The organism is Fictibacillus phosphorivorans, assembly GCF_007673525.1.
In the GTDB taxonomy this organism is placed as follows: Bacteria; Bacillota; Bacilli; order Bacillales; family Fictibacillaceae; genus Fictibacillus; species Fictibacillus phosphorivorans_C.
In genome coordinates this window covers 2,410,507-2,429,956 of record NZ_VDZU01000001.1, presented here as the reverse complement: position 1 = coordinate 2,429,956, position 19,450 = coordinate 2,410,507, and the positions used below count along the sequence as shown (strand labels likewise).

The following is a 19,450-nucleotide window of genomic DNA, read 5'->3' as shown; positions in this document are numbered from 1 at the left end:
ATTCCAGACTTTTATGAGCGATTCCAGACTTTTATGAGCGATTCCAGACTTTTATGAGCGATTCCAGACTTTTATGAGCGATTCTAGCCTATAGCCTAACATTCGAAGCTGTACAAGCTAGAAGATGTAGCTTTCAACTTTTTTACGGTATTTCCTTAAAAATAGGGAAATTAGTTTAGATTTCAGGATTTATGTGCTAAAATATAAGAACATGTGTACAGTTTTTCACAATATCGTACAATTAGCGTATGACCCGTTATTCCATTTGGCTAGAATAGTAGCAGGTTAGGGGCGTTTGAAGATGAAATTAATTAATATTGGGTACGGAAATATTGTTGCTGCTCACCGAATTATTGCGGTAGTCAGTCCTGAATCTGCACCGATTAAACGATTAATCACGGTCGCACGAGAAAAAAACATGCTGATTGATGCTACATATGGCCGTAGAACGAGAGCGGTTGTTGTGACTGACAGTGATCATGTCATCTTGTCAGCTGTTCAGCCTGAAACAGTAGCTCACAGACTGATGTCGGTTGATGAGGGCTCAGAAGAAAGTTAGGTTGTGGAGGTTTTTATGGAAAAAGAAAGAGGCATTCTGTTTGTTCTTTCCGGTCCGTCGGGTGTTGGAAAAGGAACGGTGTGTAAAGCACTTCGTGAACAAAAGCTGGACATTCAATATTCCGTTTCAGCAACGACTAGAAAGCCGCGTGAAGGCGAACGGCATGGGGTAGAATACTTCTTTAAAACAAAAGAAGAGTTCCTTGATATGATTGAAAATAAACAGCTGCTCGAGTGGGCAGAATATGTTGGCAACTATTATGGAACACCGATTGAATATGTGAATAGTACGCTTGATGAAGGTAAAGACGTTATCTTAGAAATCGAGGTACAAGGTGCACTTCAAGTTAAAAATATTTTTCCAGAAGGTGTGTTCATCTTTTTAACACCGCCTAGTCTGGATGAGTTAAGAAGTCGTATTGTTGGACGCGGTACTGAGACAGAAGATTTGATCAACAACCGCATGTTTGTAGCTAAGGAAGAAATCGAACTCATGAGACACTATGATTATTCTGTAGTGAATGATGAGATCGATGCTGCTTGCAATCGAATCAAAGCAATCATTACCACGGAGCATTGCCGAGTAGACCGAGTTCGTCCAAAATACGAAAAAATTTTAGGAGATGACAAATAATGCTATATCCATCTATCGATTCTCTTATGGAAAAGATCGATTCAAAATACTCATTAGTTACTCTTAGTTCTAAGCGTGCTAGAGAGATTCAAAAATACGATAATCAACAGATCGCAAAACCTGTATCACACAAGTTTGTCGGTAAAGCACTTGAAGAAATTCAATCCGGTATATTGATGAAAGTCGGAGAAACACCAGAAGATTAATAGAACAAGCGAAAAAATATACAACCTTGACTAAAGGTTGTTATTTTTTTGTTCTCGACAGATTTCAATACATTTTTTAATACATATAAATGCTGTAAAATAGAGTTAGCATGTATAAGTCATGAGCGGCGGAAGGGGTTCAATATGGAAAAGAAGAAAATATTGCTAGCTGTTTCAGGCGGAATAGCTGCATATAAAGCGGCGACAGTCGCAAGTAGATTATTTCAAAATGGATACGAAGTTAAAGTGATCCTTACCGAATCTGCACAAAAGTTCATCACACCACTTACCTTTCAAACGCTGACAAGAGAAGAAGTTTATACAGATACGTTTGAGGAAAAAGATCCTGCAGTTGTTAGTCACATCGACCTTGCAGACTGGGCAGATCTTGTTCTGATCGCTCCAGCGACAGCAAACTCGATCGGAAAGCTAGCTAACGGAATCGCAGATGACATGCTCACAACAACATTGCTCGCAACAAAAGCTGACGTTTTGATCGCACCTGCGATGAATGTAAACATGTTTAACCATCCTGCAGTTAAAAAGAATATGGAAACATTAGCTTCATTCGGATGGCGTTTCATCGAACCGAATGAAGGGCTCTTAGCATGTGGATGGATAGGTAAAGGAAGACTTGCAGAACCAGAAGAATTGATAGAATCTGTTCATGCTTATTTTAATGAAGATAAGGCTTTAGATAAGCCGTTAACAGGGAAAAAAATACTCGTAACAGCTGGTCCAACTAGAGAAGAATTGGATCCTGTTCGTTACTTTACAAACCACTCTTCAGGCAAGATGGGATATGCGATCGCATCAGTTGCAAAAAAACTAGGTGCAGATGTGACCCTTGTTACAGGTCCAACCGCATTACCAGAACCCGAAGGCATTACTATTGAAAGAATAGTTTCCACTAAAGATATGTTTGAAGCGACAATGTCTCGTTTTCATGAACAAGATGTGGTTATTAAATGTGCTGCTGTAGCAGATTATACACCCGTCACGGTTCATTCAAAGAAATTTAAGAAGAAAGAAGATCTTTGGACGATCGAGATGAAAAAGACGATCGATATCCTGCAGTCCCTTGGCGAGAAAAAAGAGCATCAAGTATTAGTAGGATTTGCGGCAGAGACAGAAAATCTTGAGAACTATGCAAAAGATAAGATGATTCGTAAAAATCTAGATATGGTTGTAGGTAATGATGTGTCGAAAGAAGGCTCAGGTTTTGGAAGCGACACGAACGAGATCATAATGATTAAGAAGGATGGATCTAAGAAGGTACTGCCGATTCTGTCAAAGGAAAATGCAGCACATGAAATATTAATAGAAGTTATGGAATTGATGAAAAGATGATCGCGGCAGTCGTAGTTGACATACCTTCTGGAAGTGTAAACAAAACCTTTGACTATAAAATTCCAGCTGCTTGGGAAAAGTGGGCAGAACCGGGAATGCGTGTGATCGTCCCTTTTGGACCGAGAAAGCTTCAAGGTTTTATCTTAGAGGTGAAATCAGCATCTACGGTAAAAGGAATGAAAAACATTACGGAGATTCTGGACCCGTTACCTGTGTTAACGTCCGAACTGATCGAGTTAGGAAGTTGGCTGGCTGAGAATACACTTAGTTTTTACATTACGGCTTATCAAGCTATGTTGCCAGCTGCGATGAAAGCCACTTATGAAAAGTCATTTCAAGTGATAAAATCTGATAAACTTCCTGATTCGATACGTCCCCTTCTTTCAGTCAACAACGAGATTCACGTTAGTGATGTGACAAAATCAAATCCTGATCTGTTACCACTTTTGCAGTCGTTAGCGAAAGAAGGAATTTTTGAAGTTGTTTATAAAGTTAAAAATAAAGCGAATAAAAAGAAGCAAAAATTCGTTTCTATAAGAGACCGGGCTATAACTGAAGAACAGGTTCAAAAGCTGAATAAAAATGCTGAAAAGCAAAAGGCGATCCTTTTAGAACTCTTACATCGGCCTGATGGAGAGTACCCTCTGCAGGAGATTTTAAATGAAACAGGAGCTACTCTCTCAACATCACAAACACTATCGAAAAAAGGAATTCTTTCTATAGAAGAAAAAGAGGTCTATCGTGACCCGTTTCAAGGCCGTACTATGAAACGAACACAGCCTCTTGCATTAACTGAAAACCAAGGAAATGCGATTAAACCGATTCTTCAAGCTATCGAGAACAATGAACATAAAACGGTCCTTCTCCATGGTGTAACAGGAAGTGGGAAAACAGAGATCTATCTGCAGTCCATCCAAAATGTACTGGATAAAGGAAAAGAAGCTATCGTACTCGTACCTGAGATCTCTTTAACACCGCAGATGGTAAACCGCTTTAAAGGTCGTTTCGGTAGTGCAGTTGCGGTTCTTCATAGTGGATTATCAATTGGAGAAAAATATGATGAATGGCGAAAGATTCTTAGAAAAGAAGTTTCCGTCGTTGTTGGAGCGCGATCCGCGATCTTTGCTCCGTTTCAAAACTTAGGAATCGTCATCATCGATGAAGAGCACGAAACAAGCTATAAACAAGAAGATCACCCGCGCTATCACGCACGAGATGTGGCGATATGGAGAGGAAACTATCATTCGTGTCCAATCGTCCTTGGAAGTGCAACACCGGCACTTGAAACATATGCAAGAGCTCAAAAAGGAAGGTATCAATTAGCGGAGCTAGCTAACCGCGTACATGCTAATCCGATGCCAGAAGTCACCATAGTAGATATGAGAGAGGAACTGAAGAACGGGAACCGCTCTATGTTTTCTCTTGCTCTGATGGACAAGCTGAAGAACGGACTTCAAAAAGGAGAACAGTCGGTATTGTTCTTGAACAGAAGAGGCTATGCTTCTTTTATTCTTTGCAGAGATTGTGGCTATGTAGCACAATGTCCTCACTGTGACATTTCTTTAACCTACCATAAACGTTTTGGTGAATTAAAATGCCATTATTGCGGTTATAAAGAGAGTACACCTTCTGTTTGCCCTAGTTGTACTTCCGAACATATCCGTTTTTTTGGAACAGGAACACAGAAAGTTGAAGAAGAACTTGCAAAAGTACTTCCTGAAGCACGCGTGATTCGGATGGATGTTGATACGACTTCAAAGAAAGGCAGTCATGAGAAGTTGTTAACGGCCTTTGAAAATGGTGAAGCTGACATCCTGCTCGGTACACAGATGATCGCAAAAGGGCTGGATTTTCCAAAAGTAACATTAGTAGGCGTTTTGGCTGCAGATACGATGCTTCATCTTCCAGACTTTAGAGCTTCCGAAAAAACCTTCCAGCTTCTCACACAAGTGAGTGGCCGTGCAGGCAGACACGAACTTGAGGGAAAGGTTATTGTACAAGGATATGATACTCAGCATTACAGCATTCAATTAGCAGCCAAGCACGATTTTCACACCTTTTATAATCAAGAGATGCAAACGCGGAAACTTCATCAGTATCCACCCTTTTATTATTTAGGTTTGTTAACGTTCAGTCATCTAGACCTCATGCAAGTGGTTGAAGCGAGCGAGAAAGCAGCAACCTACCTATCAAAGAGGTTATCACCGGAGAGTCTGCTTCTTGGACCTGTAACTTCACCCATTGCACGCGTGAAGGATAGATATCGCTATCAGGTCATGATAAAATACAAAAATGAGCCAGAGCTAAGAACCTGGTTTGAAGAGATTATTGCTCATTTTCAAAAAGATAAAGAGATCAAAGATCTTCAGATAACGGGTGATTTAAACGCCCAAACACTTATGTAGCTAGTTAAGGAGATACAAAATGACCATTCTTAAAATTGTAGAACATCCACATCCAGTGTTAGAGACAGAATGTGAACCAGTAAAAACATTCGATAAAAAGTTAAAGAAGTTAGTTGAAGATATGTTTGAGACGATGTATGAGGCAGAAGGAGTTGGACTCGCTGCACCACAGATCGGAATTGCAGAACAGATCGCAGTTGTAGATATTGGAGACGAAACGGGTCAGCTTGTTCTAATAAACCCAGTTATTAAAAAAGCTTCTGGCAGCCAGAGTGGCCCTGAAGGCTGTTTAAGTTTCCCAGGATTATTTGGTGAAGTCGAACGACCTTTTGAAGTTACCGTTACAGCTTACGATGTAAACGGAAAAGAGTTTACATTAAAAGCAAGTGATTTTCTTGCTCGTGCCATCCAACATGAAATCGATCACCTGCATGGAATCTTGTTTACATCAAAAGTAATCGAATATTACGAGACGGAAGAACTGGAGGGATAAACATGAAAGTATTATTTATGGGAACACCTGATTTTTCCGTACCTGTTCTTCGTCAGCTCGTTGAAGATGGCTACAATGTCGTTGGTGTTGTCACACAGCCTGACAAGCCAGTCGGCAGAAAAAAAGAAATCAAGCAGACTCCTGTTAAAGAGGAAGCTTTAAAACATGGAATTTCTGTGTATCAGCCTATTAAACTGCGAGAAGACTATGAAGACATCATCGCTCTTCAACCAGACTTAATCGTCACAGCAGCATATGGACAGATTTTACCAAAAGCGATTCTTGAAACACCTCAACATGGATGTATCAATGTTCATGCATCATTGCTTCCAAAGTATCGCGGAGGTGCTCCGATCCACAAAAGTATCATGGACGGAAACACTAAGACGGGGATCACGATCATGTATATGGTTGAAAAATTAGATGCAGGTGATATACTTACCCAAGTTGAAGTTGAAATCGAAGAAAATGATCACGTTGGTTCGATGCACGATAAGTTGAGTGCAGCAGGCGCAAAGTTATTGTCTGAAACCATTCCTCAACTTGTTGCTGGAAAACTAGACCCTGTGCCACAGGTAGATGAAGAAGTTTCATTTGCTTGGAACATCACTCGTGATCAAGAAAAGATCGATTGGACAATGTCTGGTGAAGACATTTATAACCACATTCGTGGGCTACACCCATGGCCGGTTGCTTATACGTATTTGAACGGACAGCCGCTTAAAGTATGGTGGGGTGAAAAGAAAGAAACAAGTACTGATTGTGATCCTGGGACTGTAATCGGTGTTCACGAAAAAGGTCTTCAGGTCGCAACAGGAAACAAAACAAGCATTATCATTACAGACTTGCAGCTTTCTGGAAAAAAGAGAATGTTAGCAAGTGATTATCTTAAAGGAGCAAGCATTTCAAAAGGCTTGAGATTAGGTGAGTAGAGTTGGATAACAACATTAGGGCGATCGCCCTGGACGTTTTACTTAAAATAGAACAGAACCAGGCTTATAGCAATTTACAATTGAATCAAACATTGCAGAACTCGAACATGAAGAGTGTAGATAAAGCACTACTGACAAATATCGTGTACGGAACGATACAACGAAAAAACACGATTGATTTTTATATGGATCAATTGTTGAACAAACCGATAAAGAAAAAAGACCGTTGGGTTCTTTCTCTACTAAGACTATCTATTTTTCAGATGTTATATTTAGATAGAGTTCCTGATCATGCGATTATTCATGAGGCTGTAGAGATAACGAAAGAACGCGGAAACCAAGGGCTAGCCGGTCTCGTAAACGGAATTTTACGTAAACTTCAGCGAGAAGGAACAGAAGCCATGGATAAGAAAGCTTCAGAAGGTGCTGAAAAAGAAGCTCTTTCTTACAGTATGCCTCAATGGTTGTTTGATCGCTGGAGAGATCAGTTCGGACAAGAAGATGCGGAGAAGATGGCACAATCTAACTTACTAGCTTCTCCCGTGACTGCAAGAGTAAACACGAAGAAAAGCAATAGAAAAGACGTTTTGGAGCTTCTCTTAGAAGAAGGAATTGTAGCAGAAGAAGGAGAATTGTCTCCTGAAGGTATCATCGTTAAGGAAGGCTATCTTCCAGCAACTGATGTATATAAACAAGGTCTCGTAACGATCCAAGACGAAAGTTCAATGTTAGTGGCACGGGCCGTTGATCCTGTTCCTGGAGAAACGATTCTTGATACTTGCGCTGCACCTGGTGGAAAGTCAACACATATGGCAGAACTGATGCAAGGAGAAGGAAAGGTTGTTTCCCTAGACCTTCATGCTCATAAGATTGACTTGATCAAAAGACAAGCAGAACGTCTTGGACTTGAAAATATTGAAGCATCCGTGTTAGATGCACGAAAAGTATCTGATCAGTTTGAATCAGGAACATTTGATAGAGTTCTTGTAGATGCGCCTTGCAGCGGTTTCGGTGTTATTCGTAAAAAGCCTGATCTCAAATGGTCAAAATCAGAAGAAGATGTGACGAGATTGACGAACATTCAAAGAGATATCTTGCATGCTGCTTCAGATATGGTCAAGGATGGCGGACTGCTCGTGTACAGCACGTGTACAGTTGATAAAGAAGAAAACGATAACGTTGCAGATTGGTTCTTAACAAACCATCCAGATTTTGAGTGGGATTCCCAATTTGCGGAAAAAATGCCGAATAACATAAAATCCTATATAATAGATGGTAGGTCAGATATTCAGATCATGCCTCATTATTTTAATAGTGACGGATTCTATATAGCAGCATACAGAAAAAAGACAACAGGTGGTGAGAAACATGCTTAAACCTTTAACAGAGAAACAAACAAAACCAAATATCAAACCTTCTATCTTTTCTTTAGAACTTCATGAGTTAGAAGCGTGGCTTACTGATATAAGAGAACCAAAGTTCAGAGGAAAACAAATCTTTGAATGGCTGTATAAAAAACGTGTGTCTTCTTTTGAGGAGATGACGAACCTCCCATTAGGTCTTCGTGAGAAGCTGGAGAAAGATTTTTATATCAAACCATTAAAAGAAGTTGTGCGTCAGGAATCTTCTGATGGCACGATTAAATTTTTATTCGAGCTTCAAGACGGTTATTCGATTGAAACGGTTCTTATGAGACATGAATATGGAAATAGTATTTGTGTAACAACTCAAGTAGGTTGTCGTTTAGGCTGTACGTTCTGTGCTTCTACATTAGGTGGACTGAAACGTAATCTACTAGCTGGTGAGATCGTAGCTCAAGTTCTTCAAGTTCAGCGCGCACTTGATGAAACAGAAGAAAGAGTAAGTTCAGTAGTTGTTATGGGGATCGGTGAGCCTTTTGATAACTATGAAGGACTCATGTCGTTCCTAAAGATTATCAACCACGATCAAGGCCTTAATATCGGAGCCCGACACATTACGATCTCAACAAGTGGTGTTGTACCATACATCTACAAGTTCGCCGACGAAGGAATGCAGATTAATTTCGCGATTTCTTTGCATGCGCCGAACACGGAGACGAGAAGCCGATTGATGCCGGTAAACAGAATGTATCCGTTAAATGAATTGATGGATTCTATTCGTTATTACATTAAAAAGACGGGACGACGTGTGACGTTTGAATACGGTCTGTTCGGTAAAGTTAACGATTCTGTAGAACACGCGAATGAGTTAGCAGATCTGATCAAAGATATTAAGTGTCACGTAAACCTTATTCCTGTAAACTATGTACCAGAAAGAGACTATGTCCGAACACCAAAAACACAAATTTTTAAGTTCTTAGAGACGTTAACCTCAAGAGGCATTAATGCCACCATCAGAAGAGAACAAGGTCATGATATTGATGCTGCATGCGGTCAGCTGCGTGCGAAGGAACGTAAAGAAGAGACGAGGTGACGGGAAGATGCAAATTGCCTTTCAAACAGACGTTGGAATGGTAAGGAAGCATAATGAAGACAGCGGGGAAGTGTTCACAAAGGGTGAACACTTTCTTGCAGTTATCGCAGATGGTATGGGTGGACATAAAGCTGGTGATATCGCTAGCCAAGAAGCCCTGAAAGTGATGAAAGAAGCATGGTCTCAATTTGAAGAAAATATGGAAAACGTAAAAGATTGGATTCAGAATGTTTTAAAAGACACGAATAAACATATCTTTGATTTTTCTCAGGAGAATCCTGAAACGAGAGGTATGGGCACTACAGTTGTGGCTGCTTTAGGTACGAACAAAGAGATTACAGTCGCTCATATCGGTGACAGCCGATGTTATCTGTATTCAAATGGTGAACTGAAACGAGTGACAGATGATCACTCACTTGTCCAAGAATTGGTGAAATCCGGTCAGATTACTGAGGATGAGGCAGAGATTCATCCGAGAAGAAACATGATCATGAAAGCTGTGGGTACTGATGAAACCGTTGAAGCTGAGTTAAACACGATCACTTGGCAGAACGGTGACTATCTTTTGCTTTGTTCGGACGGTCTATCAGATAAAGTATCGTCCAAACGTATACAAGAAGTATTTCAAGATCCTATGGAATCTGTTACTGAGAAGGTAGAACGATTGATCACTTGGGCCAAAGATGCCGGTGGAGAAGATAACATTACTGCTATCCTTATACAGAATAGTTCTGACACAGAAACAAAAGGGGAAGCAATAACATGATAGGAAAAAGAGTCAGTGGCCGCTACAAGCTTTTAGAAGTAATTGGTGACGGCGGAATGGCCATCGTTTATCGAGCAAAAGATTTAATTTTAGATAGAGATGTAGCAGTAAAAGTTCTACGTTCAGAGTTTAATAAAGATGAAGATTTCATCAGACGATTTAAAAGAGAAGCTGAATCAGCAACAAGTCTTAACCATCCAAACATCGTGAGCATCTATGATGTTGGAGAAGATGAAGAGATTTATTTTATCGTGATGGAATATGTGCAAGGAAAAACACTAAAGCAATACATAAAAGAACATGGAAAAATATCTGTAGAAGAATCTTTGCATATTATGAAGCAGATCGTTTCAGGGATGGCGGTCGCTCATGATCATGGAATCATACATCGCGATATTAAACCGCATAATATATTAATTACAGATAACGGTACAGCTAAGTTAACAGACTTTGGGATAGCGCTCGCCATTACTTCAGCTACGATCACGCATACAAACTCTATTCTTGGTTCTGTTCATTACTTTTCACCTGAACAAGCAAGAGGGGGGATCGCGAACGCAAAATCGGATATTTATTCATTTGGAGCTGTACTCTACGAAATGGTTACAGGAAGAGTACCGTTCGTTGGAGATTCACCGGTTTCTGTTGCGTTAAAGCACCTTCAAGAAAACGTGATCGAACCGCGAAGGTTGAACCCTGAGATCCCACAAAGTGTAGAGAACATCGTCTTGAAGTCGTTAGCCAAAAACCCATTAAGAAGATATAACAGTGCTGATGAACTGTTGAACGATATGAATTCGGCATTAGATCCAGACCGTATGTATGAACAAAAGTGGAACGAAGAAAGCGAGGAAGATGAAAAAACAAAGTACATTCCTCCTATCGTCGTACCACCTGTCGAGACACCGGTAAAGAAAGTGGAAGCTGAAGGAGAAGAAATAAAAGAAAAAAAGCCTGAGAAACCTAAGAAAAAACGAAATTGGTGGCTTATTATACTTATCTCACTCCTTTTATTAGGCGGTGCTGGAATTGCTGCTTTTACGATGATGCCTTCAATCTTTTATGTTGAAGAAGTGAGTGTTCCTGATGTAGCGGGAGAAGAATATGTCGATGCTTTCGATAGCTTGAGAGCTGAAGGTCTTGAAGTGAAACGGCAGGAAGTATTTGATCCCGAGATTGAAGAAGGTCTTGTAGTAAGGCAAGACCCATCTCCTGGAACAAAAGTAAAACAGCAGGCAATCGTCACGTTATTCGTATCAAAAGGCCCTGAAAAGGAAAATATGCCTGATGTAGAAGGGTATAATATAGAAGATGCGAAAGAACGTTTGAAAGAAGATGGCTTCTCACAGATCAATATCAACTATGAAGAGTCAGACTCTGAACCTGAAGGTACCGTGCTCGAACAAAGTCCTGATCGCGATGAAAAAGTAACACCTGCAGAAACGGAAGTTACACTAACCGTTAGTTCAGGAACTCCGTCGGTTCAAGTTGAGAATTTGATCGGTGCATCTGAACAAGATGTAAAAACATTTGCCGACAATGCTGGTCTGACAGTTGAATTTTCAAAAGAGTTCTCTGATACAGTCGAAAAAGGCAGGGTAATCTCGCAAGATCCTTCTCCTTTTACACAAGTAGAAAAAGGAGCAACGATCTCTGTAGTTCTTTCTGATGGTCCTGAAACAGTAGAAGAAGAACCACCGCCAGCTGAAGAAGAACCACCTGCAGAAGACCGCACGATAACGAAAGATATTGAAGTTAAGGTAGATAAAAAGGACAAAAGAGAACCCGTTACTATTAAGATTGTATATTCGGATAAGAACGCCTCAAATGAAGTGTTTGTGGAAGAACAGATTACAGACAAAAAGAAATATAAGCTGCCATTAACGATCGCTGAAGGTGGCTCTGCTTCATACGTTGTGTATATCAACGGAGAAGAAGAGGAATCTGAGACGATCAATTATGATGACGCTAGAGGTGCTAGTGGACGGATGAGTAGAGATGATGAGGAAGGGGACGATGGTGATTAAGCATGCCTGAAGGAAGAATTGTTAAAGCGCTAGCCGGTTTTTATTACGTTAAGGAAAATGGAAAAGCTGAAGTTTTCCAATGCAGAGGAAGAGGAAATTTCCGCAAAAAGAAAGTAAATCCGTTAGTAGGGGACTGGGTAGAATACGAGTCAAGCAATATAACAGATGGATACATTCTTGATGTGAAGGAACGCAGAAACGAATTAGTTCGTCCTCCTATCGCGAACGTAGACCAAGCTATTCTTGTTTTTTCAGCTACTGAACCTGATTTTAGCACGCTTTTATTAGACCGATTCCTTGTTCACATCGAAGCGAACGATATTTTGCCTGTTATTTGTATCTCGAAAATGGACCTTATACAGAAAGCTGATGATATTGAGGAGATCAACCATTATATTGAGGCGTACAAAACACTAGGTTACGAAGTCATTCCAACTTCGACGAAAACAGATGATAGTCTTGAAATGTTTTATCCGCTTTTCAAAGATAAAGTTACCGTCTTTGCAGGGCAGTCTGGTGTAGGTAAGTCTTCCCTTTTAAATGCGATCAATCCAGAGTTAATGCTTGAAACAAACGAGATCTCAAGCCATTTAGGCCGAGGGAAGCACACGACTCGTCATGTAGAACTCATTCTTTTCGGTAATGGGTTAGTTGCTGATACGCCTGGGTTCAGCTCATTAGACTTCTTAAACATTGAAGCAGAAGACTTATCGATGTACTTTCCAGAGATGAACGAGCTTCGCGGAGATTGCAAGTTCAGAGGGTGTTCACATACGTCGGAACCAAAATGTGCAGTTAAAAAAGGGGTAGAGGATGGAGTCGTTCCAAAATTCCGCTATGACCACTACGTAAGCTTTTTACAAGAAATTAAAGATCAAAAACGGAGGTACTGATGATTAAAATAGCTCCTTCCATTCTTTCGGCTGACTTCTCAAAGTTAGGCGATGATATAAAAGCTGTTGAAGAAGCAGGTGCGGATTATATTCATGTTGATGTGATGGATGGCCATTTCGTACCGAACATCACGATCGGACCACTTGTTGTTCAAGCGATTCGACCAGTTACGAAGCTTCCATTAGATGTACATCTTATGATAGAAAATCCAGATCGATATATTGAGGAATTCGCAAAAGCAGGTGCAGATATTATTTCTGTACATGTAGAAGCATCACCACATCTTCATCGAACGGTGCAACTTATTAAACAACATGGAGTAAAAGCTGGAGTGGTTATAAATCCAGCTACTTCAGTAGACTCTATCAGACATATACTTCAAGATGTTGACCTTGTATTATTGATGACAGTAAATCCTGGTTTTGGAGGACAAGCGTTCATTGAAAGTGTGGTTCCTAAGATTAAAGAAGTATCTGATCTCGTAAAAACACAAGGATTGAATGTTGAGATTGAAGTTGATGGTGGAGTGAATCCAAAAACCGCTCGTCTTTGTGTTGAAGCAGGTGCGAATGTATTAGTTGCTGGTTCTGCCATTTATGGGAAGAAAGATTTAAAGGGTGCAATAGAAGCCATTCGTGGTGTATAATTGATTACAGAAAATAAAATAAGCAACCACAGGGGGAGTCCTTTAAAGGGCTGAGAGGGGAGTGTTCTCCCGACCCTTTGAACCTGAAGCTGGATCATACCTGCGTAGGGATGTGGAGTCGTATGACTTTTTGAATGTATATCTCAAAAGCAACCGAGCTCACATGCCGGTTGCTTTTTTTGTTTTTATTCGATCGACTTACTAGGGGGAGTATTAATGAACAATGGTAAAGTACTATTAATGGCTGAAATTGCGATCATGGCTGCACTTTCACTCATTTTAGGATTGATCAGCTTCAAAGGGATTTGGCCACAAGGTGGTTCGGTGTCTCTCGAAATGGTTCCTATTTTTCTATTAGCATTTAGAAGAGGTTTAAAAGCAGGGGTTTTTACCGGATTAGTCGTTGGGTTGTTACAACTTCTTATCAATCCTCAAATCTATTATTTTGCACAAGTTATACTTGATTATCCGCTTGCTTTTGCTTTAGCGGGAGTAGCAGGTGCATTCGCACCATCACTTGCTCAAAATAGATCAAAAAGAACAGCTTTAATGGTTCTTGGGATTTTTGTAGGATGTACGTTAAGGTTGATTTCACATGTGTTATCTGGTGTTATTTTCTTTAGTGAATTTGCTCCAAAAGAAATGAATGTTTGGCTTTATTCGTTCTTATACAACGGATCATTCATGGTTGTTATTTTTGCGATTACGGCGCTAGTTGTCATTCTATTAACGAATACAGCACCGAAACTACTACATGCCGCACGTAATGGTCATCACCAAGCAGCATGAAGATAAGCATCGTCGCAGGTGGTCCTGAACATCTGATCCCTGATCTAAAGCCCTCTGATTTCAAAAGGAATCAAAATTGGATCGGAGTCGACAGAGGAACGCTCTTTCTATTAAAAAATGGCATCTTCCCACAGCATGCATTTGGCGATTTTGATTCTATTTCTGATGATGAGAAAAAAATTATTTTAGACTCATCCATAAAAGTGAATCAGTATCAATCAGAAAAAGATGCAACAGACATGGAGCTCGCACTAGAGTGGGCGTTGAAACAAGATCCGGAACAAATACTCATATTCGGCGCTACTGGCGGAAGGTTAGATCACGAATTGATGAACATCCAATTATTATATCGATCTCTGAGAGTACGTACAGAAGTTAAAATTATTGATAACAGGAATGAAATCTCTCTACATTTACCGGGATGCTATGATATTGAGCAAGATCATAGATACTCATATGTCTCATTTCTGGCTCAAAGTGAAGAAGTGACAGGCATAACTCTAGAGGGATTTAAATATCCGTTAGAACAAGCTAAGCTTCAGGCTGGATCATCATTATGTGTTTCCAATGAGCTTGTAAATAAAAGTGGTACTTATTCTTTTGACTCCGGCATAATATTGATGGTAAAGAGCCGTGATTAAAAAATCACGGAATACAGGCCCCCAAAGCACCTTTTTATAAAAAGGGGAATAAAGTATTTATGTTTAGCTCTTATCATTTTTTATGGGCCTGGAGGAGGGGTAAGATGAAATTTTATACCATTAAACTTCCTAAATTCTTGGGAGGCTTCGTACGTGCCGTCTTAGGTTCTTTCAAAAAAGGATAACAAACAAAAAAAGCGCTTGTGCGCTTTTTTTGTTTGGTTTTTATGAATGATTGCCTATGTTTATAAGTGGGGGTTCTTTGAGAGTAGTTGATTTCCGGTGCAGGTTGCACCCTTCCCATGAATGGAAGAGAAATATTTTAGGAAGGATCTTTGTATATAATAAAATACTGTCCAGTTTTAAAGATTTACTGTCCAGTTTAAAGAAAATACTGTCCGCTTTCAGCTTTTTACTGTCGCCTTTTTTTAAAATACTGTCCACTTGAATCTATTTTGGTTATCAAAGCGCTTTTTGGACAAAGAAAAAAACAGCAGCGGCTGCTGCTGTTTTTATTTATACACGTTCAACTTTGCCAGATTTAAGGGCACGAGCAGATACGTATACGCGTTTAGGCTTTCCGTCCACAAGAATACGAACCTTTTGGACGTTAGCTCCCCAGCTTTTCTTTGATTTGTTCATTGCGTGAGAACGCTTGTTACCAGTTTTAGGTCCTTTTCCAGTAATAAAACATTTACGAGCCATGTAGGTGAACCTCCTTTACAGCAAAAAAGCTTTGCATCAATTCAATCGTATGTTAAATACTAAATAATATTAGCATGACTTCAGAAGCAATGCAACATATTCGTAAAAGGTTTTCAAGTAAATTTCCTTGACAATACTATTTACATAGTGTGAAATGTAGTAGTCCTTTCAAAATAGGCTGATATATAGTAAAATATTTGTTAGCCATTTAACAAATTAAAGGGGGATGTAAGCATGTCCATTGAAATGAAAACAACCTATGGTCAAATTGATATTTCTAATGAAGTAATTGCAACTATCGCCGGTGGAGCCGCAATTGATTGTTACGGAATTGTTGGCATGGCATCAAGGAAGCAATTAAAGGATGGAATAACTGAGCTTTTAGGACGTGAAAATTTCTCCCGAGGGATCGTTGTTCGACAAGAAGAAGATGAAGTACATATTGATATGTATATCATCGTTAGTTATGGAACAAAGATTTCTGAAGTGGCTCATAACGTTCAGAACAAAGTGAAATATACCCTGGATCAAATGCTTGGTTTGGCGGTTGACTCAGTCAATATCTACGTTCAGGGTGTCAGGGTGACAACCCCTTAGTTAGGAGGAAGTTTTGTGTCTTTAAAAGTATTAGATGGAAAAAAGTTTTCAAAAATGGTACTCGAGGGTGCTTCAAATTTAACAAGAAATGCAGCAATGGTCGACGCACTTAATGTTTTCCCTGTACCTGATGGTGATACAGGAACGAACATGAATTTAACGATTACTTCTGGTGCAAAAGAAGTAGAAAAAAACACGTCTAATCAAATTGGCGCTGTTGCCAGTGCTTTTGCAAAAGGCTTACTTATGGGAGCACGCGGAAACTCTGGTGTTATCCTTTCACAATTGTTTAGAGGATTCTCTAAATCAATCGAAGGAAAAGAAACCATTAACGCTGCTGAATTTGCCAATGCATTTGATAAAGGTGTTGAAACTGCCTACAAAGCTGTTATGAAACCAGTAGAAGGTACGATTCTAACTGTAGCTAAAGACGCTGCAAAAAAGGCAGTTAAAGAAGCTAAAAAATCAGACGATATTCTATACATTATGAAAGAGCTTGTTAAAGAATCGAAAGCTTCCTTAAACCGTACGCCAGATTTACTGCCAGTTCTGAAAGAAGTCGGCGTTGTTGATTCTGGTGGACAAGGGTTAGTCACTGTCTATGAAGGGTTTTTGGCTGTACTAGAAGGCAAAGAACTGCCAAAGGTTTCAGTAAATGCTCCTTCGATGGGTGAACTTGTTAACGCTGAGCATCATAAAGCACAGATGCACATGAAGACGGAGGATATCCACTTTGGATATTGTACAGAGTTCATGGTAAGGTTCGAAGATAAAAAGATCAAAAGTAATCCATTCGATGAGATCACCTTCCGTAATGAGTTAAGTCAACATGGTGATTCCTTACTAGTCGTTGCTGATGAAGACGTAGTAAAGGTTCACATCCATACGGAACAACCTGGTAACATGCTAACACTTGCACATCGTTATGGCAGCTTGATCAATATCAAGATCGAAAACATGCGTGAGCAGCACTCAGCGATCCTAGAGAGCGAGAACGAAGTAATCCCTTCGTACTCACAACCTACTTCTGAGAAGAAAAAGGAATATGGTATCGTTACAGTTGCAATGGGTGAGGGAATCGAAGAGATGTTTTCATCGATGGGCGCATCGGTTATCCAAGGTGGACAAACGATGAACCCAAGTACAGAAGATATCGTAAAAGCAATTGCTGAGGTAAACGCTGAGAAAGTGTTCATCCTTCCAAACAATAGCAACATCATCATGGCATCTGAACAAGCTGCAAGTGTTGTTGATGAAAAAGTTGTAATCATCCGCACAAAAACAGTGCCACAAGGTATCGCTTCTATATTAGCTTTCAATCCTTCAGCTGATATGGCTGAGAATGAAAAGAAGATGAACGAAGCTGTTACTTCTGTAAAGTCAGGTCAAGTTACTTATGCAGTTCGTGACACATCGATCGATGGTGTTGAAATTGCAAAAGGTGATTTTATGGGAATATCTGAAGGGAAAATTCTAACTTCTAAGACAGACAAACAAGAAGTTACAAAAGAACTTCTCTCCAACATGCTCGATGAAGATTCAGAGATCGTTACGATCATCTATGGTGAAGATAGCTCTGAAGAAGAAGCTAAGGAGCTTGCTGAATTTATTGAAGAAAAGTATCCTGATGCGGAAGCTGAAATTCATAATGGTAAGCAACCGATCTATTCATTCATCTTATCAGTAGAGTAAAAAATGAAAAGTATTCTCTCTTAAACTTAAAGTATGATAAAGTTAAGAGGGAATACTTATTTTTATGGGAAAAAACGCAACTTGAAGGAGAACGTCATGAAATATAAAAGTGTATTTGATATTATCGGTCCCATTATGATTGGGCCTTCTAGTTCACATACAGCCGGCGCGGCGCGCATCGGTCGAGTAGCGAGAAGTCTTTTCGGCAGGAAACCTAAATACGCAACCATATCGTTCTATGGCTCTTTTGCAAAAACCTATCGTGGTCACGGAACGGATGTTGCGATCGTTGGCGGAATCCTAGATTATGACACGTTTGATACTCGAATTGTGGATGCGCTTACAATAGCGAAGCAAGAGGGTATTGAAGTGAAGATGACCGCCGAAGATGCTATAACTGATCACCCTAACACAGCTCGTGTCATCATTGGAGATGAGACAGACAGAATCGAAGTTGTCGGAATATCAATCGGTGGCGGAAAAATAGAGATTACAGAGCTTAATGGGTTTGAACTGCGTTTATCTGGAAATCACCCAGCTCTTTTGATCGTTCATAATGATAAATATGGAGCGATAGCAGGAGTGGCAAATATATTAGCTAAGCACGAGATCAATATTGGTCATATGGAAGTATCAAGAAAAGAAAAAGGGAAAGAAGCTTTGATGGTTATTGAGATCGATCAGAATGCAGATGAGATCATCATAAACGAACTAAATTCTCTCCCGATTGTTCAACAAGTAGTAAAGATACACGATTAAGAGGTGAGAAGTATGTTTCGTAATGTAGCTGAATTAATAGAATTAGCTGAGTCGAAAAATTGTAAGATCTCAGAGATTATGATACAGCAAGAAATGGATGTTACTGGGCGTTCTAGAGAAGAAGTTCTAGGGTTCATGGATCGAAATTTAAGAGTGATGGAAGAAGCCGTCATGCGAGGAATTACAGAAGATGTGAAATCACATTCTGGTCTAACCGGAGGGGACGGAAAGCTTCTTCAAACGTATATTAAATCTGGTAAATCTCTATCAGGCGAACTTATGCTTGATGCCGTAAGCAAAGCCATGGCAACAAATGAAGTGAACGCGGCAATGGGTACGATTTGTGCAACGCCTACAGCAGGTTCTGCAGGAGTCGTTCCTGGTACTCTGTTTGCGTTAAAAGAAAAATTAAATCCTACCCGAGAACAAATGATTGAGTATTTGTTTGCTGCAGGTGCGTTTGGTTTTGTTGTCGCAAACAACGCTTCAATTTCTGGAGCAGCAGGTGGATGCCAAGCTGAGGTGGGTTCTGCTACTGGTATGGCAGCAGCGGCGATCGTCGAACTTGCAGGAGGATCACCTTCGCAATCAGCCGAAGCGATGGCGATCGCACTAAAGAATATGCTAGGACTTGTTTGTGATCCTGTCGCTGGATTAGTAGAGGTTCCTTGTGTGAAACGAAACGCGATGGGTGCAAGCAATGCTATAGTAGCGGCTGATATGGCACTTGCTGGGATCGTAAGCCGTATTCCTTGTGACGAAGTGATCGATGCGATGTACAAGATCGGTCTCACGATGCCATCTGCTCTCCGTGAAACAGCTCTTGGAGGCTTAGCAGCTACACCAACAGGAAGAGAGCTTGAAGCAAAAATATTCGGCATTCCGTTGAACGAGAAATAACG

21 protein-coding genes and 1 riboswitch are annotated in these 19,450 nt (G+C 40.1%); of the genes, 20 read left to right on the top strand and 1 reads right to left on the bottom strand.

The genetic code is table 11. From position 1 onward, the window contains the following. Nucleotides 1-295: 295 nt before the first annotated feature. The 16 genes from remA to spoVM all read left to right on the top strand — a co-directional run bounded on the left by remA (nucleotide 296) and on the right by spoVM (nucleotide 14,980). The gene (remA, locus tag FS458_RS12105) at nucleotides 296-559 is read left to right on the top strand and encodes an extracellular matrix/biofilm regulator RemA (protein ID WP_137789711.1); all 264 of its coding nucleotides are present in this window, start codon (nucleotides 296-298) and stop codon (nucleotides 557-559) included. A gap of 15 nt (nucleotides 560-574) precedes the next feature. Continuing rightward, nucleotides 575-1,192, top strand: coding sequence for a guanylate kinase (gmk, locus tag FS458_RS12100; protein WP_144700865.1), 618 nt, complete (start codon nucleotides 575-577; stop codon nucleotides 1,190-1,192). Then, a complete protein-coding gene (gene rpoZ / locus FS458_RS12095; protein WP_144700863.1) occupies nucleotides 1,192-1,398 on the top strand; it encodes a DNA-directed RNA polymerase subunit omega in 207 nt (68 codons plus the stop codon). The genes gmk and rpoZ overlap by 1 nt, the downstream gene beginning before the upstream one ends. A gap of 144 nt (nucleotides 1,399-1,542) precedes the next feature. Next, nucleotides 1,543-2,748, top strand: coding sequence for a bifunctional phosphopantothenoylcysteine decarboxylase/phosphopantothenate--cysteine ligase CoaBC (gene coaBC / locus FS458_RS12090; protein ID WP_144700861.1), 1,206 nt, complete (start codon nucleotides 1,543-1,545; stop codon nucleotides 2,746-2,748). Next, the gene (gene priA / locus FS458_RS12085) at nucleotides 2,745-5,153 is read left to right on the top strand and encodes a primosomal protein N' (RefSeq protein WP_144700859.1); all 2,409 of its coding nucleotides are present in this window, start codon (nucleotides 2,745-2,747) and stop codon (nucleotides 5,151-5,153) included. Before coaBC ends, priA begins: the two co-directional genes overlap by 4 nt. Nucleotides 5,154-5,172: 19 nt before the next feature. Then, the gene (gene def, locus FS458_RS12080; protein ID WP_144700857.1) at nucleotides 5,173-5,646 is read left to right on the top strand and encodes a peptide deformylase; all 474 of its coding nucleotides are present in this window, start codon (nucleotides 5,173-5,175) and stop codon (nucleotides 5,644-5,646) included. Between the two features lie 2 nt (nucleotides 5,647-5,648). After that, nucleotides 5,649-6,578: a methionyl-tRNA formyltransferase gene (gene fmt, locus FS458_RS12075; RefSeq protein WP_260858586.1), complete on the top strand. Its 930-nt coding sequence runs from the start codon at nucleotides 5,649-5,651 to the stop codon at nucleotides 6,576-6,578. 2 nt (nucleotides 6,579-6,580) lie between these two features. Then, a complete protein-coding gene (gene rsmB, locus FS458_RS12070; protein WP_144700851.1) occupies nucleotides 6,581-7,954 on the top strand; it encodes a 16S rRNA (cytosine(967)-C(5))-methyltransferase RsmB in 1,374 nt (457 codons plus the stop codon). Then, on the top strand, nucleotides 7,947-9,032 hold the full coding sequence (rlmN, locus tag FS458_RS12065; protein WP_144700850.1) for a 23S rRNA (adenine(2503)-C(2))-methyltransferase RlmN: 1,086 nt from the start codon (nucleotides 7,947-7,949) through the stop codon (nucleotides 9,030-9,032). Before rsmB ends, rlmN begins: the two co-directional genes overlap by 8 nt. Continuing rightward, nucleotides 8,944-9,798, top strand: a complete 855-nt coding sequence (locus FS458_RS12060) for a Stp1/IreP family PP2C-type Ser/Thr phosphatase (protein ID WP_260858585.1) — start codon at nucleotides 8,944-8,946, stop codon at nucleotides 9,796-9,798. The genes rlmN and FS458_RS12060 overlap by 89 nt, the downstream gene beginning before the upstream one ends. Next, a complete protein-coding gene (gene pknB / locus FS458_RS12055; RefSeq protein WP_144700849.1) occupies nucleotides 9,795-11,825 on the top strand; it encodes a Stk1 family PASTA domain-containing Ser/Thr kinase in 2,031 nt (676 codons plus the stop codon). Before FS458_RS12060 ends, pknB begins: the two co-directional genes overlap by 4 nt. A 2-nt stretch (nucleotides 11,826-11,827) precedes the next feature. Further along, nucleotides 11,828-12,718 carry a ribosome small subunit-dependent GTPase A gene (gene rsgA, locus FS458_RS12050; RefSeq protein WP_144700848.1) on the top strand — a complete coding sequence of 297 codons (891 nt, stop codon included), beginning with the start codon at nucleotides 11,828-11,830 and terminating at the stop codon, nucleotides 12,716-12,718. Then, a complete protein-coding gene (gene rpe, locus FS458_RS12045; protein ID WP_144700846.1) occupies nucleotides 12,718-13,365 on the top strand; it encodes a ribulose-phosphate 3-epimerase in 648 nt (215 codons plus the stop codon). Before rsgA ends, rpe begins: the two co-directional genes overlap by 1 nt. 21 nt (nucleotides 13,366-13,386) lie before the next feature. Continuing rightward, a riboswitch (TPP riboswitch) is annotated at nucleotides 13,387-13,493 on the top strand. A gap of 88 nt (nucleotides 13,494-13,581) precedes the next feature. Further along, on the top strand, nucleotides 13,582-14,154 hold the full coding sequence (gene thiT, locus FS458_RS12040; protein ID WP_144700844.1) for an energy-coupled thiamine transporter ThiT: 573 nt from the start codon (nucleotides 13,582-13,584) through the stop codon (nucleotides 14,152-14,154). Then, nucleotides 14,151-14,795 (top strand): thiamine diphosphokinase, encoded by a 645-nt coding sequence (locus FS458_RS12035; RefSeq protein WP_144700841.1) that lies wholly within the window; start codon nucleotides 14,151-14,153, stop codon nucleotides 14,793-14,795. The genes thiT and FS458_RS12035 overlap by 4 nt, the downstream gene beginning before the upstream one ends. Nucleotides 14,796-14,899: 104 nt before the next feature. After that, on the top strand, nucleotides 14,900-14,980 hold the full coding sequence (gene spoVM, locus FS458_RS12030) for a stage V sporulation protein SpoVM (protein WP_007202502.1): 81 nt from the start codon (nucleotides 14,900-14,902) through the stop codon (nucleotides 14,978-14,980). A gap of 331 nt (nucleotides 14,981-15,311) precedes the next feature. On the opposite strand, the gene rpmB is transcribed toward spoVM, so the two are convergent. Next, the gene (rpmB, locus tag FS458_RS12025) at nucleotides 15,312-15,500 is read right to left on the bottom strand and encodes a 50S ribosomal protein L28 (protein ID WP_066240673.1); all 189 of its coding nucleotides are present in this window, start codon (nucleotides 15,498-15,500) and stop codon (nucleotides 15,312-15,314) included. Between the two features lie 234 nt (nucleotides 15,501-15,734). On the opposite strand from rpmB, the gene FS458_RS12020 reads away from it, so the two are divergent. The 4 genes from FS458_RS12020 to sdaAA all read left to right on the top strand — a co-directional run bounded on the left by FS458_RS12020 (nucleotide 15,735) and on the right by sdaAA (nucleotide 19,448). Next, nucleotides 15,735-16,097, top strand: coding sequence for an Asp23/Gls24 family envelope stress response protein (locus tag FS458_RS12020; protein WP_066240675.1), 363 nt, complete (start codon nucleotides 15,735-15,737; stop codon nucleotides 16,095-16,097). 15 nt (nucleotides 16,098-16,112) lie between these two features. After that, the gene (locus FS458_RS12015) at nucleotides 16,113-17,789 is read left to right on the top strand and encodes a DAK2 domain-containing protein (RefSeq protein ID WP_144700839.1); all 1,677 of its coding nucleotides are present in this window, start codon (nucleotides 16,113-16,115) and stop codon (nucleotides 17,787-17,789) included. Between the two features lie 96 nt (nucleotides 17,790-17,885). Continuing rightward, complete coding sequence (gene sdaAB / locus FS458_RS12010; protein ID WP_144700837.1) at nucleotides 17,886-18,548, top strand: L-serine ammonia-lyase, iron-sulfur-dependent subunit beta; 663 nt, start codon at nucleotides 17,886-17,888, stop codon at nucleotides 18,546-18,548. Between the two features lie 12 nt (nucleotides 18,549-18,560). Then, the gene (gene sdaAA / locus FS458_RS12005) at nucleotides 18,561-19,448 is read left to right on the top strand and encodes an L-serine ammonia-lyase, iron-sulfur-dependent, subunit alpha (protein WP_144700835.1); all 888 of its coding nucleotides are present in this window, start codon (nucleotides 18,561-18,563) and stop codon (nucleotides 19,446-19,448) included. Nucleotides 19,449-19,450 lie beyond the last annotated feature (2 nt).

What these genes read in the sequence shown, in the direction of transcription:
- sdaAB (WP_144700837.1), top strand. Translation starts at nt 17,886, where the DNA reads ATGAAATATAAAAGTGTATTTGATATTATCGGTCCCATTATGATTGGG.
- coaBC (WP_144700861.1), top strand. Translation starts at nt 1,543, where the DNA reads ATGGAAAAGAAGAAAATATTGCTAGCTGTTTCAGGCGGAATAGCTGCA.
- rpmB (WP_066240673.1), bottom strand. Translation starts at nt 15,500, where the DNA reads ATGGCTCGTAAATGTTTTATTACTGGAAAAGGACCTAAAACTGGTAAC.
- rlmN (WP_144700850.1), top strand. Translation starts at nt 7,947, where the DNA reads ATGCTTAAACCTTTAACAGAGAAACAAACAAAACCAAATATCAAACCT.
- def (WP_144700857.1), top strand. Translation starts at nt 5,173, where the DNA reads ATGACCATTCTTAAAATTGTAGAACATCCACATCCAGTGTTAGAGACA.
- fmt (WP_260858586.1), top strand. Translation starts at nt 5,649, where the DNA reads ATGAAAGTATTATTTATGGGAACACCTGATTTTTCCGTACCTGTTCTT.
- FS458_RS12035 (WP_144700841.1), top strand. Translation starts at nt 14,151, where the DNA reads ATGAAGATAAGCATCGTCGCAGGTGGTCCTGAACATCTGATCCCTGAT.
- gmk (WP_144700865.1), top strand. Translation starts at nt 575, where the DNA reads ATGGAAAAAGAAAGAGGCATTCTGTTTGTTCTTTCCGGTCCGTCGGGT.
- pknB (WP_144700849.1), top strand. Translation starts at nt 9,795, where the DNA reads ATGATAGGAAAAAGAGTCAGTGGCCGCTACAAGCTTTTAGAAGTAATT.
- FS458_RS12060 (WP_260858585.1), top strand. Translation starts at nt 8,944, where the DNA reads ATGCCACCATCAGAAGAGAACAAGGTCATGATATTGATGCTGCATGCG.
- rpoZ (WP_144700863.1), top strand. Translation starts at nt 1,192, where the DNA reads ATGCTATATCCATCTATCGATTCTCTTATGGAAAAGATCGATTCAAAA.
- rpe (WP_144700846.1), top strand. Translation starts at nt 12,718, where the DNA reads ATGATTAAAATAGCTCCTTCCATTCTTTCGGCTGACTTCTCAAAGTTA.
- priA (WP_144700859.1), top strand. Translation starts at nt 2,745, where the DNA reads ATGATCGCGGCAGTCGTAGTTGACATACCTTCTGGAAGTGTAAACAAA.
- rsgA (WP_144700848.1), top strand. Translation starts at nt 11,828, where the DNA reads ATGCCTGAAGGAAGAATTGTTAAAGCGCTAGCCGGTTTTTATTACGTT.
- sdaAA (WP_144700835.1), top strand. Translation starts at nt 18,561, where the DNA reads ATGTTTCGTAATGTAGCTGAATTAATAGAATTAGCTGAGTCGAAAAAT.
- thiT (WP_144700844.1), top strand. Translation starts at nt 13,582, where the DNA reads ATGAACAATGGTAAAGTACTATTAATGGCTGAAATTGCGATCATGGCT.
- FS458_RS12020 (WP_066240675.1), top strand. Translation starts at nt 15,735, where the DNA reads ATGTCCATTGAAATGAAAACAACCTATGGTCAAATTGATATTTCTAAT.
- spoVM (WP_007202502.1), top strand. Translation starts at nt 14,900, where the DNA reads ATGAAATTTTATACCATTAAACTTCCTAAATTCTTGGGAGGCTTCGTA.